This window comes from Paraglaciecola sp. 20A4 (assembly GCF_011378905.1).
In the GTDB taxonomy this organism is placed as follows: Bacteria; Pseudomonadota; Gammaproteobacteria; order Enterobacterales; family Alteromonadaceae; genus Paraglaciecola.
The window spans coordinates 50,907-65,483 of record NZ_WTPY01000026.1 but is presented as its reverse complement, the minus strand read 5'-3'; the positions used below and the strand labels follow the sequence as shown (position 1 = coordinate 65,483).

The window sequence follows — 14,577 nt, the reverse complement described above, 5'->3', positions numbered from 1 at the left end:
GCTGGTGTTGTATCTAAAATTCTATAATCGTTTAGATTAAGAATTCATTAAGGTCACTTCGGTGGCCTTTTTTTATGTCTAATGAAAAGTGTTTGACACTAAATTTGGCGTAAAAGTTGATTTATACCTCGTCGACTAACTCGAGGTATGCATTCAAATACTTAAATATTAATCTGGGTTGCGATAGCAGCTAGGTTTTACTGTACTTCGTTTATCGGTTGGGTATTATTAATTTCAGTGAATCATAAATAATGAATAACCTTAATTTTGAGCGACAATTTAGTGATGAAAAATGTTTAAGTGGTTACTGTTGTGCATTCTTTTTTGCGGTTTTTCAGCTCAGCTTGTTGCCAAAACACTTCCATCCGCGATTACGTTGAAAGTAGGCGTGCCTGGATTTGCGCCATTTGCCTACGTTAACAAGCAAAGTCAACTAACAGGTTCAGTCGTACGCTACCTTGATTTGTTAAGCGTCAAAACGGGTATTCAATTCGAAATAGTGCTATGGCCATACGCTAGGGTGATTGCTGGCGTTCAACGAGGGACATTAGATGGAGCCGTTATATTCCGCAACGCCCAGTTAAACGACTATGTAACCTTTATAGGGCCTATCTCAAAGTCGAAGGTTATTGTTTTACCCCAAATGGGCCGAAATCTATCTACTTATAATCAATTATTGTTGCTAAATCATATTGCTGTCATTCGCGGAGCGAGTTTTTCAAGGACTTTCGATGAAGATACTCAATTGCGTAAGCTCCAAGTGAGTGATTATGCTCAAGGCCTTAACTTGCTTAGATTGAATCGGGTTAATGCGGTGGTGGGCTCTTTACAGGGAATTGAATATAACCTAATCGCGTTAGGGGCAAATATACAAGATTTTGGTACACCACTGTTGCTTGCCGAAAATTCAAATTGGTTTCATTTTTCCAAAAAATCAGCACATCAAGATGTAATCCCCGAACTAACCAAGGGGATCGAAGACTTATACCAACCTGATTTGTTATATAGATTATACAAGTCATCTGAGTCACCCAGGGTAATGAAAAATAACTGACGGTAATATCTGATAACATTTCCCGCCGCGCGCAAGAAGGACTGGCCAGTATAATAGTCTTACCATCCCGCTAATGCAGAAAACAAGGAATATAAATGAATTATTCGGAATTGGGCCACAGCGGTCTATCTGTTTCACGAGTGTGCTTAGGTTCAATGACGTGGGGCGTGCAAAATACGCAACAAGACGCAGACCAGCAAATTGAATATGCCCTCGAACAGGGCGTTAACTTTATTGACACCGCTGAATTATATCCGGTACCTCCATCGGGCGAAAAATATGGTCAGACAGAGATGATCATTGGTGATTGGTTAGGGCGTCACCCTGAGCGTCGAAAAGATATTATTTTGACGTCAAAAATTGTCGGGCCGGGGTTGTCGTATATTCGTCAAGGAAGCCCTATTTCGGCCGAGTCGGTGATAAAGGCGGTAGATGATTCATTAACGCGCTTAAACACAGATTATATCGACTTGTATCAGTTGCATTGGCCAAACCGAACATCGCCGCATTTTGCCAAGCATGCGGTGGGCCGGGTTAATTTTTCGAATACAGATAGCGCCACAGAGACTGCGCAAATGCTAACGGTTCTGCAAGCTTTGAACACCTGCGTTGAGCAAGGCAAGATCCGCTTCTGTGGATTATCAAATGAGACTCCTTGGGGGCTGACACAATACTTAAACTTGAGTAAACAACATAATTTGCCACGTATGGTGTCGATGCAAAATGAGTTTAGTTTGTTACACAGTAAAGATTGGCCATATCTAATAGAGCATTGCGTAGCGGAAAATATCGCCTATTTGCCTTGGTCACCTCTTGCTGGCGGTGCGCTCAGCGGAAAGTATCTGAATAATCAACGCCCACAAGGAAGCCGCTGGACGTTAGAACAACGTAACGGTATTTTCAGAGATACAGCCAGCACCGAGTTAGCTGTTAAAAGTTACGCGGATGTCGCAACGGCCCATGGTTTAACGCCCTGTGAATTAGCCTTAGCTTGGTGTAATAATGTTGATGGTGTTACGTCAACCATTATAGGCGCAACGAATATGGCGCAATTACATGAGAACATTGCGGCGTTCAAAAAGCCCCTTAGTGAACAGGCCAAAATCGATATAGCTAAGGTATTGAAACAATTTCCAGCTCCGTTTTAGTTTGTAGTACCGAAGGGCATATCGCCCTTGTTCATTCTAATTACACCTGATTTTGAGGGAAATATGACTAAACAATCAACATCTCAATTTAACTGGCAAGATCCGCTTAACCTTGACGGGTTGTTGCAAGATGATGAGCGTCTTATTCGTGATACCGCCCATCAATATTGTCAACAAAAGCTTATGCCCCGAATATTAATGGGTAATCGCCATGAACACTTTGACCGAGACATAATGTCCGAAATGGGGGAGCTTGGGTTGTTGGGTTGTACGCTACCTCAAGAATATGGTTGTGCTGAAGTGAACAATGTCAGTTATGGGTTACTAGCAAGAGAAGTGGAGCGTGTTGACAGTGGTTACCGTAGTGCTATGAGCGTGCAGTCATCATTGGTTATGTATCCTATCTTTACGTTTGGCAGCGATGAGCAAAGGCAACGTTACCTGCCTAAGTTGGCTCGTGGGCAATGGGTGGGTTGCTTTGGCTTAACCGAGCCGAATTCCGGCTCGGATCCAGCTAGTATGTTAACTCGAGCTCAAGAAGTGGACGGCGGCTATATATTAAACGGCAACAAAATATGGATAACCAATTCTCCGATCGCAGATGTTTTCGTCGTCTGGGGAAAGCTAAATGGTGTTATTCGCGGCTTTATACTTGAAAAAAATATGCCTGGCTTGTCTGCACCTAAAATTGAAGGGAAATTTTCATTACGGGCGTCTGTCACAGGTGAAATTGTGATGCATGATGTCTTTGTGCCAGATGAAAATATGCTGCCCAATGTCCAAGGCTTAAAAGGTCCCTTTAGTTGCTTGAACAAAGCGCGTTTTGGTATCGCTTGGGGTAGTTTAGGCGCCGCAGAGTTTTGTTGGCATCAAGCACGACAATATTGTTTAGACCGAGAACAGTTTTCTCGTCCGCTGGCAGCCAATCAATTGATCCAAAAGAAACTAGCCGATATGCAGACTGAAATTTCTATTGGGTTACTGGCATGCCTACAAGCAGGTCGTTTAATGGATGCTAACGCACTTGCACCTGAAGCTATTTCATTAATTAAACGGAATTCTTGTGGTAAAGCCCTTGATATTGCAAGAATATCCCGTGATATGCATGGCGCCAATGGGATATCAGACGAGTTTCATGTAATTCGCCACGTACTCAACTTAGAAGCAGTGAATACCTATGAAGGCACGCACGATGTACACGCGCTTATTTTAGGTCGTGCCCAGACTGGTCTATCAGCGTTTGATTAGTTAAGTTGCTCAAGTATTCGCAGAATTCCATAAAGGGAAGCGGGCGACTAAACAAATATCCTTGGGCAAGGTTACAATGGTTTAACTGTAAAAAGTCACGCTGCAGTTCTGTTTCTACGCCTTCGGCAATAACATTCAGTTTCAAACTATGGGCCATGGCAATAATAGCCATAATAATGGCCCTATCATTTTCGTCATCAACTAAATCCTGCACAAAAGATCGATCGATTTTGATATGATCGATCGGCAATTTCTTTAAATAGGAAAGCGAACTGTATCCAGTACCAAAGTCATCAATAGAGACACTAACCCCTAGTTTTCTAACTTCAGTGAGTAAGAATTGGACTCTATCATAGTTATCAACTAACACCCCTTCGGTCAATTCCAGTTCCAATTGATTGGGTTGTATATGGTGATTTCTAATTTCGGTTTGAATGAAGGTGAGTAGATTTCTATCGCCCACTTGTCGTGGGGACAAATTGACTGACAGTTTACAGCTATGCCCTCTGTGATTAAGTGTACTTATCATCTCACACGCTTTCGAAATAACCCATTTACCAATAGGAATGATTAAACCCGTTTGTTCCGCGATAGGGATAAATTCGTCGGGACCAATACGTTCACTATCGAATCGATTCCAGCGCAATAGCGCTTCTGCTTTAAGGATGGTCCCGCTGGTAAGGTCAAGCATCGGTTGTAAAAATAATTCGAACTCATGATTAGCAATGGCAGTTTGTAATGCCGATTCTAGCTCAATAATTCGTTGTGACGCATCTTTGAGTTTTTGCGAGTAAAACTGAACGCTGCTTTTTTCCAGTTTCTTCGCATTAAAAACAGCCAGGTCGGCAAACTTCATCAATGTCTCAGCATCGTCAGCGTCTCTTGGAAAGCTCGCGGCTCCAATGTTTAAACCCACTTCACAATGTGCACCATTGGGTAGATAAAATGGTTGGGTTGCCACGTCAATAAGAATGTTACCTAAATCGATACACTGCTGCTGGGTAACCGTTTTTTGACGAATAATAGCAAACTCTCCGCCACCAATTCGAGCGAACATATCACCATTACTCACGTGAGGTGCTATGCGTTCAACTAGTTCTTTAATAATCTTATCGCCACGGGAATGGCCGTGAACTTCATTGATACGCTTAAAGTTCTTAATATCTAAATACAACAAATAAAACGGTACTGCATTATTGACCGATTGCTCGAGTTGCATCCAGAAATATTGCCTATTAGGAATAGCCGTGAGCGCATCGTAGTGCGTCAGCTTCTCGTTATTTTGCAATAAGTGTTTAACTTGAGAAATATCGCTAATTATAAACACCCAGTGGGTAATTTTTTGGAAGTCTGTTTTAACCGGATATACTGCCAATTTAAGCCACTTTTCGCTGTTTGGCGGTTGCAACCAAAAGAGTTCACCGCTCCAACGACTGCCAGTGCTAATAACACGTTCAAATTCAGGATATTGTTTTTCAAATAATTCAAGAATTAGCTCGTAAGGTTCGGTTTTCACAGAGGCTAAATGGGTATCAAAAATACTGTAAAGGGCAGGATTCTGACTAACAGGTTTGAGGTTAGGCGATAGTATGGCCACACCAACCTCGGTCTTTTCGATAACTTCAGTAATGGGTTGTTGCATATCTTTGAGTGTGGATGATTGACTAAGAAGTTCGTCTAGACGTTGATGAATATATTCTTGTTGAGCTACGATTTTATCATTAGATAATAATAATTCACGAGCTGACTGAAGTGTTTTCTGACGCCGGTCGTATTGTTCCATTATGTTGTCGATGATTAAATAAAAGTCGTTATCATCTGAAGTCGCATAGGCGTTCAACTTTAACTCTTGCTCATCAATCGTTTCACTCCATATACCAGACTCTATTCTCCCATTATGTGCGAGTTCCCAAAACTCCTCCGCCTGCGCTATAAAATCATCTAAAAAAGGACTACCGCAGGGAGCGATAAACTTATTTTCATCGCGCGCGTGAGGCAACAATATATCTATCCATTCGTTTTCAGCATAAACGATTTCATAGCTGCCTATAGACACGCGTTTGAATATGCAGCAATTAACGATCCCTAACGTTTTAAAAAGAGATATATTCACCGGCCAGCCTCACTTAGTAAGTGTTGAGCGAGAACCGAGAACAGTTGTTCCACATTTTCTCCGGTTTTCGCGCTAGTGCGAAAGGTATGGCTAAACGGACGGGACAAGTCCAATAATTCTTCGTCGCTCCAGTGCCACGCAGTATTGAGATCTGATTTATTGATGACCAATATAGCTGGAATATCCGACACATCCCGGGCTAATCGAAAAATTTCTATCCCTTCAACCAAGGATTGTGAGCGAGTATGGTCGACTACTATAATAAGGGCAGAAGCGCCGCGAATGTATTTCGGCTGAAAACCGCAGTAACGATCAATTCCCTCTATATCCCACAGCATGAGCTGTACAGAATCGTCTTCACATACAACGAGCTTTTTGTCAATTTTGACCCCTATTGAAGTCAGATATTTTTCAGAAAAGATCCCTTCAACATATTGCTTGATGAGACTTGTTTTTCCGACTCCTGAGGCGCCTAGTAAACATATTTTTTTCTGGATCATAACTATCTATTGTCCATTACTGCTGTGAGGCTTGAGTTGTAATGACGTTAAACAAAACCTTGCGTGTACCATTGCCCGCAGCAGGTAAATCGATTACGCCGATACCGATAGCATTCAGTTTATCGGCAGGTATTCCATTATTTTGTATGACATCTTTTACGGCTTGGGCACGCTTAACACTTAACATTTCATTGTAGGACTGGGAGCCCTTGCTGTCACTCGCACCCATAAGCAAAAAGTTTACGTCAAGTCTGACTTTACTGGCTAGCCTTAGTAAGGATTTTGCTTGTGCAGTAACAGCGCTCAGTTTTTCTTGGGCTTGAGGACTCAGCTCAATACTGTCGATAGTGAACTCGATTGCCGTACTGTTGATTTGACCAATTTTTAGTTGGATGAGAGCATTGATACCCGCACTGTTATCAATGCTCACTTGTTCTGGGCGACTTGCCTCAACTATCTCAACGTCTTCTATTATATTTTGAATATTGGTTAATCCAGGTAATTTGCTTAGAGCAAGATTGAGCTCATTAAATTGCTTTGGATTCAGCTTACCTATTAGCCCTATGGATTCATCTTTTTCGACAACTGTGATACCAGCAAACTGAGCAGCCACAGCGTTTACCCGTTCTTGGACTATTTGCGGCTCTAATGATAAATATGATTTTTCGGTCAAACTAATAATTTTTTCAGGAACATTATGCTCACTAAGCCATTGATTGATGGGGGTCGCGCTTGGGTCGCGCAATACATCCAGTTTAATCTGCTGTATGCCATTTCTTTCTAACTGCACTAGCATAACGCCAGGCTGCTTATTAATTGCTTGAATTCGTTGTACATAATCTTGAACTAGCCACAATTTATAAGCGTAATAGCTCAGGCCAAAAGTAATAAACAGTAAAATGCTCCAAGCCATCCACGGCTTAGATTTTTTTTGTTTTACCGTCTCCTTAAGTTCAGATACTAAGCAGTCCGTTAGTTGTTGGTCGCAATCTGCAAATGGGGCTGCGTCGCCTTCAAATTCAAGCAACTGCTTTTCGTATAGGCTGTGGAGCTCTTCTATGGTCAGTTGAAGTTGATCTGCTATTTTTTGCGGCATATTGCCCGTTACCGCGGCAACCAAAACTGCACTGGGCCCGGCTTTTAGCACTAAGGTGAAATCGTCGGTTTTTACAATACTTAGCGTTTGTTCAAGGCCATCTATATTGGGCTTAAATGAGTCAGATACGAAGTCATTTATGGCCGTTAGCATAGAGGACATAAGATCGGCATCCTCTGAATATTGCTGATTATATGACACATTTCTAAGCAGTAGACCGGTCTCTCTATGGATTAAGAAAACTTGTTCAACACGGTAGTTAAAGGTTTGACTGGCAACGTAGTTTGCGTAAGGGACGCCTGCCTGACGTGCTCTTATACGCCAAGTAATACCCTTAATAGTCAAACTATTTTCGAGTAATTGATTGGTGCGTTCTATAAATTCACTTAAAAATGCGGTAACTGATTTTCGCACCACACTGCCAACTATGGGATATAAATAGCCTACAAATTGTTCTTTTCGATTGGTGACCGAGTATTCGACTGACTTATCAACCAGCGGCGCCATAACCTTCTTAACGCTACCGTCTTTATCTTGACGATCCTTTAAGGCTTCTGAAAATACGTCGCTGACAATTTCCTTAGCATTTTTTCGTAAAGCATCACAGAGATGTTGATTATTTTTACCAAACATAATTTGCCGCAACGCGTGAAGTTGCAGTTCTTGTTCATGCTCGTTGTTACTTCCTTGAGACGACATGATAGAGGTTACTCGTCATCGCCAGTTTCCAAATTGGAGGCAACAGTCGCAAGCAACTTAGCCAGAGTCTTGCGATCGGTTTTGGAGGAATTTAAATCATTTGATACTTGCGTTAACTGCGCAAGCGCTTGTTTTAACTGCTCAGAGAACTTCGCTGATAAGGCGTTTAGATCGTGATCAATACGCTTATGTAACTCATCGGTTTCTTGCTTGTTCGCCGCTTCTGCCATTTCGAGCTCAGATGATAAGTTCTTATTTAACGTGAATAATTCGTTTGCTTTGGCATCTTGGTCTTTGTCTGCGTTTAGGAGCTTGTCTTCTAACTGATGCACATGACTTTCCAGTGCTCCTTGGAGTTGCGAAAACTGACGAGAAGTTTGCTGTTCGAGATGCTTGAGTTGAGTTTGCAAGCTGTGTCCGAGCTGGTCTATTTTTTGCTCAAGATTATTTTGCGCATCACCAAAAATAATTTGTCGAAGCTGCGCTAATTCAGTAGTCGGTGATTGCGTGTCTTTTTTATCTGGGGATTGCTTATCTGTCATCTGAATTTCCTTTTGGCAGCAACAATATAAAGCCTAATTTTTTTCTTTAACAATAAAGTGTTCTGCCTGATATACAAACACTTTTTTATCAAAAAATAGGCGTTGTGACTAATTTAACACCGGTAAATAGTGAACTCTAACGCTTACCTAATGAATTAGGTACTATGGGTAGGTAACCGTGAAAATGGGTAAGAATAATTAAGGAGTTGGTTTGCAAGACGCTAACGTACAGAAAAATAAAGAGAACCGTGAAAACCAGTCAGGCTGGTTTTCACGATTTTTAGCAACAGTCGAATGGTTGGGGAATTTACTCCCTCATCCGATTACCTTGTTTGCAATATTAGCCATGTCGATTGTCGTTCTCAGCGGTATCTTAGGGTATTTTGATGTTAGCGTAATTGACCCAAGACCCATTGATGCAAAAGGGCGTGCGCCCGATGGCATGATAGAAGTTGTATCACTGTTAAATGCACAAGGGTTGCAAAGAATTGTCACCCACTTGGTCACTAACTTTACTGGTTTTGCGCCCCTTGGCACCGTATTGGTAGCATTGCTGGGTGTCTCTGTTGCCGAGCATTCAGGTTTATTATCAACCGCAATGCGCGCCATGGTAATGAATGCGTCGAAGCGCATGGTGACAGTAGTAATCGTATTAGCAGGTATTTTATCTAATACGGCTTCTGAGCTAGGTTACGTGGTATTAATACCGCTGGCAGCAATGATATTTCATTCTTTGGGTCGCCATCCGCTAGCGGGTTTAGCGGCGGCGTTTGCGGGTGTATCAGGTGGATACAGTGCCAACCTATTATTAGGAACGGTTGACCCTCTGTTATCTGGAATTACCGAAGCGGCAGCACATATGATCGATCAAGATTATATTGTTGGCCCAGAAGTGAACTGGTACTTTATGTTTATCAGTACGTTTCTCATTGCCGGATTAGGGGCATTTGTTACTGAAAAAATTGTTGAGCCTCGCTTAGGCGTATATGACCCGAGTGAAGCGTCTATTGAACTCGATAAGCAAGAGATGACTGCGCCTAGCGCTCAACAGAAAAAAGCCTTGCGCTGGGCAGGGGTAAGCTTCGCATTGTTATGTGCTCTTTTGGCGTTAACCATAGTGCCAGAAAACGGGATTTTGCGTAATCCAGAAACAGGTGCCATTGCAGGTTCACCTTTTCTAAAGGGTATCGTGGCATTCATCTTTGTCACGTTCGCTGTGCCTGGCTTCGTATATGGGAAAGTGGCCGGCACCATGAACAATGATAAAGATGTGATTAATGCGATGTCAAAAAGTATGGGAGCGATGGGCTTATATATTACGCTGGTGTTTTTTGCTGCTCAATTTGTGGCATTTTTTAATTGGACGAATTTAGGTACAGTATTGGCAGTAAAGGGCGCTGAGCTAATTCAGACCATTGGGCTTGATGGCCCAGGCGTTTTTATATTCTTCATCTTAATGTGCGGTATGGTAAACCTTTCTCTTGGCAGTGCGTCAGCTCAGTGGGCTGTTACGGCACCCATTTTTGTACCTATGCTGATGTTGGTCGGTTTTTCACCGGAAGTGATTCAGGCTGCATATCGAATTGGTGATTCGGTGACCAATGTTATTTCACCTATGATGAGTTACTTTGGGCTGATATTAGCCATTGCTGCTCAGTATAAGAAAAATCTCGGTATGGGAACGCTCATTGCCACTATGCTGCCATATAGTTTGGTTTTTATGGTGGGGTGGACCGTGCTATTTTATCTTTGGGTATTTATATTCGGCATGCCTGTAGGGCCTGGGGCTGCCACTTACTATCCGGGATAACGACTGTATTGCCCGCAGTTGCGGCTATATTACCCAGAGTAACGGATATATTAAAGATGCAACAAGTCCGATAGTTATTTTACGACGTACTCGTTGCACAGATTTATTGATTAATCGAAATTGAGTAAACATATGAAGTATCTCTCTAATGAAACATTTACCCACAAGCAAGAAGATAAAATTGGTGTACTGATCACTAACCTCGGTACTCCTGAGGCCCCTGAAAAGGGAGCATTAAAACGTTACCTGCGTGAGTTTTTATCCGACCCACGGGTAGTAGAGATACCTAGACTTATTTGGTGGATGATACTGAACCTAGTGATTTTAAATATTCGACCTAAGCGCTCTGCTCATGCATACAGCACCGTGTGGACAGAACGTGGTTCACCGTTGATGTTTCATACTCAAGACCAAGCTACGGCGCTGACCCTAAGCATGAAAGAAAAATACGGTGACAAAGTTATCGTGGACTTTGCTATGCGTTACGGCTCACCGTCGATAAAATCGGTCACGCAAAATATGCTCGAACAAGGCGTTCGACAATTATTGGTATTGCCACTTTATCCTCAGTATAGCGGTGCCACAAATGGCTCCACGTTTGACGCTTTAGGAGACGTTCTTCGTAAAACCCGCTGGATACCGGATGTGCGTTTTATCAGTCATTATCACGACTTTGCCCCCTATATTGACGCCGTTGTTAAAAGTATTGAGTCTCACTGGGCCTCTAATGGTCGTGCTGATAGGCTTATTTTTACCTACCACGGAATACCAAAGCGTTATTTAACCTCTGGTGATCCTTATCACTGTGAGTGTTATAAAACTTCGCGCTTAATAGCCGAAAAATTAGGCTTGGCTAAAGAACAATACATGGTGACATTTCAATCTCGCTTCGGCCGAGAAGAATGGTTGCAACCTTATACTGATCACACTCTTAAGGCGTTGCCTGAGCAAGGCGTCAAATCGGTACAAATGATTTGCCCTGGTTTTTCAGCGGATTGTCTTGAGACTATCGAAGAAATTGGCATCGAAAATAGAGATTATTTTCTGCAAGCGGGTGGTGAGCGCTATGAATATATTGAAGCGTTAAATGCCCATCCACAGCATATTAATGCTCTGAGTCAGTTGATAGAAAAAAATCTTGCCGGATGGGAGTTGCCTCAACGAGATGTAAAATTAAGTGCTGAATTAGCCACTGAGTTAGGAAGCAATAAATAATGGCCACTACTGATTTAAAAGCCCCTAAAGCGTTACGAAAAGCACAGAAAATGGCGCATATTCTTGATTCTGCTATAGCGATACCTTTTACCAAAATTCGCTTTGGTTTAGACGGAATAATCGGCCTAATCCCTGGATTAGGTGATATGGTCGGTATGGCACTTTCAGCACATATCGTTCATTTAGCAGGCCAGATGGGCGCCCCTAAGTCACTGCTAATAGCGATGATCCGTAACGCTATTTTTGATTTTCTGATTGGCTTGATCCCTTTTGTTGGCGATATAAGTGATATTTTTTACAAAGCCAACCGTAAAAATATTAGGCTATTGGAAAGTTGGTGGGTAAAGACTCACCACAAAACATTAAAAATACAGGCGGAAGAACACCTGCAAACGTGGCAAGCAACCGCTAAACACGATGAGTCAGACTAAAGTTAATTAACTTTAAGCCTCAGGGGTGAATAAATCACCTTTGGTCTAATGTTAAAGTCACATCGAAGTACCTAGAATTAGGTTCGAATACCTATTTTGGTTGAGGAATAACTTTGCAGTATAAAGCTGTGGTTCTGATTGCAGTGTTTATATCTTGCAGGGCAGGGATACCTTTCTTATGATGAAGATCGTTTTATTTGTTTGGGGTTTATACTGCAGCATAGGCATTTCTGCAAATGTATCGGCCGCGCAGACTCTATCCGTTGCTGTGCTGACCACAAGCGAACGTCAAATTGACGTTTATCGTCAGGTATTTAATGACTTTGAAAAACAATCCAGCAAATTTCGTATTAAACTGGCGTTCTACAACGATAAAGACTTTAAACGTTTATTGCCTAGTTGGTTAGAAACAGGTGAATACGATCTTCTTTATTGGCAGGGTGGTCAACGTTTGCGATCGCTTATTGCTCAAGACGTTATTCAACCCATTGATTCATTATTGCCCAGAGCTGAGTTTCAAAAGGCGCTTCAACCTGCAGTTTTAAGTAGCGTAACAAATAAGACTGGCACCTATGCCCTACCTTTAGCCCAATATGGTTGGGGCTTCTATTATAACAAATCTGTTTTCAAAGAACTCAATGTGCATCCGCCAAAGACGTGGAGTGAGTTTGTTGCCTTGTGCCAAAAAATAAAAGGGCAGGGGGCTGTTCCTTTGGTTCAAGCCGTTCAAGAAAGTTGGCCATTACTCGCGTGGTTAGATTACTTATCAATAGATGTCGGAGGGGAAGCCTTTCGTCAGCAGCTCATAAACCGAAGTCCGGTCGCCCCAAAAGATGCAGCAAATTTAGTTAGTCAATTTAGTCAATTGCTCGGAAAGGAATGGTTTTTCGCCCCTGAGCGTAGCTGGACCTGGCAGCAAGTCATTAAGGTGGTTGAGAGTAAACAAGCGGCCATGACTCTTATGGGGCAATTTGCAGAGGGTGTAATTGACAGCAAACAATCAGTAAACATTGGCTTTTTTCCTTTTCCTAAAGCAAGGAAAGATAATTTTAGTGAGGTTGCCCCTTTAGAGTTATGGGTCGTTCCTCGTTCAGCTCAAAATAAATCACAACTGACTGACTTACTTAGATTTCTGTTAAAAAACAACACGTCGATGGCTGTTGATTTAGATTCGTTACCCGTGACTACTGATAGCGTTTCTCAATATATACCGAGTGAAAGAATGAAGATATCTGCTGAATCTCTGGCAGCCTCAGAAACATTGGTACAGTTCTTCGATAGGGACGCAGAAGCAAAAGTCGCATTAAATGCAGCTAGAAGCTTTGCAAAAAGTATTTATGAAGATAATAGCGAACCCTTGGTTAAAGGTATCATCAATGGAGCCAAAATTAGCTATGAAATGTCCCCCCATATGGATACTCAGCAGCTACCACAACTGTATTTTTCTTCGGTAACGGGTTTAAAAGAAACATTTTTTGCCTCCAATTTAATGCAAGATATCTATCAGAAGCTTGGCTATCACATATCGGTTACTCGATTTGCTACCTTAAACGCATCGCTCAATTCCTATCGCTTTGGCAGTGACGGTGAACTAATGCGCGTAGATGCCTACAAAAAACACACAACTTCACTGGTACAGATCCCTGAACCAATAGCAAATATATCTTTTTACTTAGTGTGCAAAAAGCTAGACATGTGCTCGAGCAGTCTTCCTCAAGGAAGCGATATATTTGTAACGAACGAGTCGCTTGTGGTGAAAGATTGGGCGAACGAAAACCACGTAAATTTAACGCGATATGATTCGATAGAAGCTTTATTCACCGCCTTTAACCAAAGTGAATCGGGTTTATTGGTGCTCGGTGCTAGTGAAATCATTGATAACAGTCCGCGGTTGAGCGAAAGCACTTATAGAACAATTATCACTGTACCCTTGTATCACTATGTGCATAATAAACATAAGGAATTAGTTCCTTTAATAAACAATGCGCTGAAACAATACAAAACTACAGAGCAGTACCAGATGCTGAAGCAGCGTTACTGGTTACAGCATAACTGATTAAATGTGTTCATTGCCTAGTGCAGCAAATGACACTGGAGCCGTGAAATGAAAATATATGAAACAAATACCGCACCTACTCCACGTAGAGTGCGGTTTTTCTTAGCTGAAAAAAACATTCCGATGGATTACGTGCAGGTTGATATACAAGGTGGTGAAAACCTCAGCCCTGCTATGCGCGCTCGTAACCCCATGGCAAAGGTACCTGTATTAGAGCTGGATGATGGAACGTGTATCTATGAATCCGTGTCTATCTGCCGTTACTTCGAAGAGTTGTATCCTGAAACTCCTCTGATGGGGACTACCCCCCTTGAAAAAGCACAAATTGATATGTGGCAGCGTCAGTGCGAGTTTGGCTTGTTTATGCAAATTGGTATGTGCTTTCAACACTCTACAGGTTACTTCAAAGACCGTATGACACCCGTGTTAGAATACGGAAAAGTAGCTGGCCAAGACGCAAGCAAATTTCTCGAAATCTTAAACAGTCGACTAGCAGATAATGAGTTTATTGCGGGTGATAAATTTAGTATTGCGGATATTACCGCCGTATGTGCGATCGATTTCGGTCGAGTAGTTAAGGTGCGTATTGCACCAGAGCAAACTCATTTACAACGCTGGTACGATGCCATAAGTGCACGCCCAGCCGCTAAAGCGTAAAAGGATAT

At 42.2% G+C, this 14,577-nt stretch carries 12 protein-coding genes; 8 read left to right on the top strand and 4 right to left on the bottom strand.

Translation table 11 applies throughout. From position 1 onward, the window contains the following. Positions 1 to 292 precede the first annotated feature (292 nt). The 3 genes from GQS54_RS18575 to GQS54_RS18565 all read left to right on the top strand — a co-directional run bounded on the left by GQS54_RS18575 (position 293) and on the right by GQS54_RS18565 (position 3,450). Complete coding sequence (locus GQS54_RS18575) at positions 293 to 1,054, top strand: transporter substrate-binding domain-containing protein (protein ID WP_166425422.1); 762 nt, start codon at positions 293 to 295, stop codon at positions 1,052 to 1,054. Between the two features lie 95 nt (positions 1,055 to 1,149). Next, positions 1,150 to 2,202: an aldo/keto reductase gene (locus GQS54_RS18570; protein ID WP_166425421.1), complete on the top strand. Its 1,053-nt coding sequence runs from the start codon at positions 1,150 to 1,152 to the stop codon at positions 2,200 to 2,202. 63 nt (positions 2,203 to 2,265) lie between these two features. Next, positions 2,266 to 3,450 (top strand): acyl-CoA dehydrogenase, encoded by a 1,185-nt coding sequence (locus tag GQS54_RS18565; RefSeq protein WP_166425420.1) that lies wholly within the window; start codon positions 2,266 to 2,268, stop codon positions 3,448 to 3,450. On the opposite strand, the gene GQS54_RS23310 is transcribed toward GQS54_RS18565, so the two are convergent. From GQS54_RS23310 to GQS54_RS18545, 4 genes are read right to left on the bottom strand one after another with little or no spacing between them, the layout of a single operon-like run. Then, complete coding sequence (locus tag GQS54_RS23310) at positions 3,407 to 5,563, bottom strand: bifunctional diguanylate cyclase/phosphodiesterase (protein ID WP_166425419.1); 2,157 nt, start codon at positions 5,561 to 5,563, stop codon at positions 3,407 to 3,409. The two genes, GQS54_RS18565 and GQS54_RS23310, sit on opposite strands and share 44 nt — an antisense overlap. Further along, on the bottom strand, positions 5,560 to 6,063 hold the full coding sequence (locus GQS54_RS18555; RefSeq protein WP_166425418.1) for a Rab family GTPase: 504 nt from the start codon (positions 6,061 to 6,063) through the stop codon (positions 5,560 to 5,562). Before GQS54_RS18555 ends, GQS54_RS23310 begins: the two co-directional genes overlap by 4 nt. Before the next feature lie 16 nt (positions 6,064 to 6,079). Then, entirely contained in the window at positions 6,080 to 7,858 is a 1,779-nt protein-coding gene (locus tag GQS54_RS18550) for an OmpA family protein (protein WP_166425417.1), read from the bottom strand. Positions 7,859 to 7,866: 8 nt separating this feature from the next. Beyond that, the gene (locus tag GQS54_RS18545; RefSeq protein WP_166425416.1) at positions 7,867 to 8,400 is read right to left on the bottom strand and encodes a hypothetical protein; all 534 of its coding nucleotides are present in this window, start codon (positions 8,398 to 8,400) and stop codon (positions 7,867 to 7,869) included. A gap of 211 nt (positions 8,401 to 8,611) precedes the next feature. On the opposite strand from GQS54_RS18545, the gene GQS54_RS18540 reads away from it, so the two are divergent. From GQS54_RS18540 to GQS54_RS18520, 5 genes are all read left to right on the top strand, one after another. Continuing rightward, complete coding sequence (locus GQS54_RS18540) at positions 8,612 to 10,210, top strand: AbgT family transporter (protein WP_166425415.1); 1,599 nt, start codon at positions 8,612 to 8,614, stop codon at positions 10,208 to 10,210. A gap of 132 nt (positions 10,211 to 10,342) precedes the next feature. After that, positions 10,343 to 11,425, top strand: a complete 1,083-nt coding sequence (gene hemH, locus GQS54_RS18535; RefSeq protein WP_166425414.1) for a ferrochelatase — start codon at positions 10,343 to 10,345, stop codon at positions 11,423 to 11,425. After that, positions 11,425 to 11,856 (top strand): DUF4112 domain-containing protein, encoded by a 432-nt coding sequence (locus tag GQS54_RS18530; protein ID WP_205967827.1) that lies wholly within the window; start codon positions 11,425 to 11,427, stop codon positions 11,854 to 11,856. Before hemH ends, GQS54_RS18530 begins: the two co-directional genes overlap by 1 nt. 178 nt (positions 11,857 to 12,034) lie before the next feature. Then, complete coding sequence (locus GQS54_RS18525; protein WP_166425413.1) at positions 12,035 to 13,912, top strand: ABC transporter substrate-binding protein; 1,878 nt, start codon at positions 12,035 to 12,037, stop codon at positions 13,910 to 13,912. A gap of 48 nt (positions 13,913 to 13,960) precedes the next feature. Then, positions 13,961 to 14,569 carry a glutathione S-transferase family protein gene (locus GQS54_RS18520; protein ID WP_166425412.1) on the top strand — a complete coding sequence of 203 codons (609 nt, stop codon included), beginning with the start codon at positions 13,961 to 13,963 and terminating at the stop codon, positions 14,567 to 14,569. The last annotated feature ends 8 nt before the right edge of the window (positions 14,570 to 14,577 follow it).

Bases quoted from the DNA above. Each gene is read 5' to 3' on its own strand.
- GQS54_RS18575 (WP_166425422.1), top strand. From the start codon at position 293: ATGTTTAAGTGGTTACTGTTGTGCATTCTTTTTTGCGGTTTTTCAGCT.
- GQS54_RS18570 (WP_166425421.1), top strand. From the start codon at position 1,150: ATGAATTATTCGGAATTGGGCCACAGCGGTCTATCTGTTTCACGAGTG.
- GQS54_RS18565 (WP_166425420.1), top strand. From the start codon at position 2,266: ATGACTAAACAATCAACATCTCAATTTAACTGGCAAGATCCGCTTAAC.
- GQS54_RS18555 (WP_166425418.1), bottom strand. From the start codon at position 6,063: ATGATCCAGAAAAAAATATGTTTACTAGGCGCCTCAGGAGTCGGAAAA.
- GQS54_RS18550 (WP_166425417.1), bottom strand. From the start codon at position 7,858: ATGTCGTCTCAAGGAAGTAACAACGAGCATGAACAAGAACTGCAACTT.
- GQS54_RS18545 (WP_166425416.1), bottom strand. From the start codon at position 8,400: ATGACAGATAAGCAATCCCCAGATAAAAAAGACACGCAATCACCGACT.
- hemH (WP_166425414.1), top strand. From the start codon at position 10,343: ATGAAGTATCTCTCTAATGAAACATTTACCCACAAGCAAGAAGATAAA.
- GQS54_RS18530 (WP_205967827.1), top strand. From the start codon at position 11,425: ATGGCCACTACTGATTTAAAAGCCCCTAAAGCGTTACGAAAAGCACAG.
- GQS54_RS18525 (WP_166425413.1), top strand. From the start codon at position 12,035: ATGATGAAGATCGTTTTATTTGTTTGGGGTTTATACTGCAGCATAGGC.
- GQS54_RS18520 (WP_166425412.1), top strand. From the start codon at position 13,961: ATGAAAATATATGAAACAAATACCGCACCTACTCCACGTAGAGTGCGG.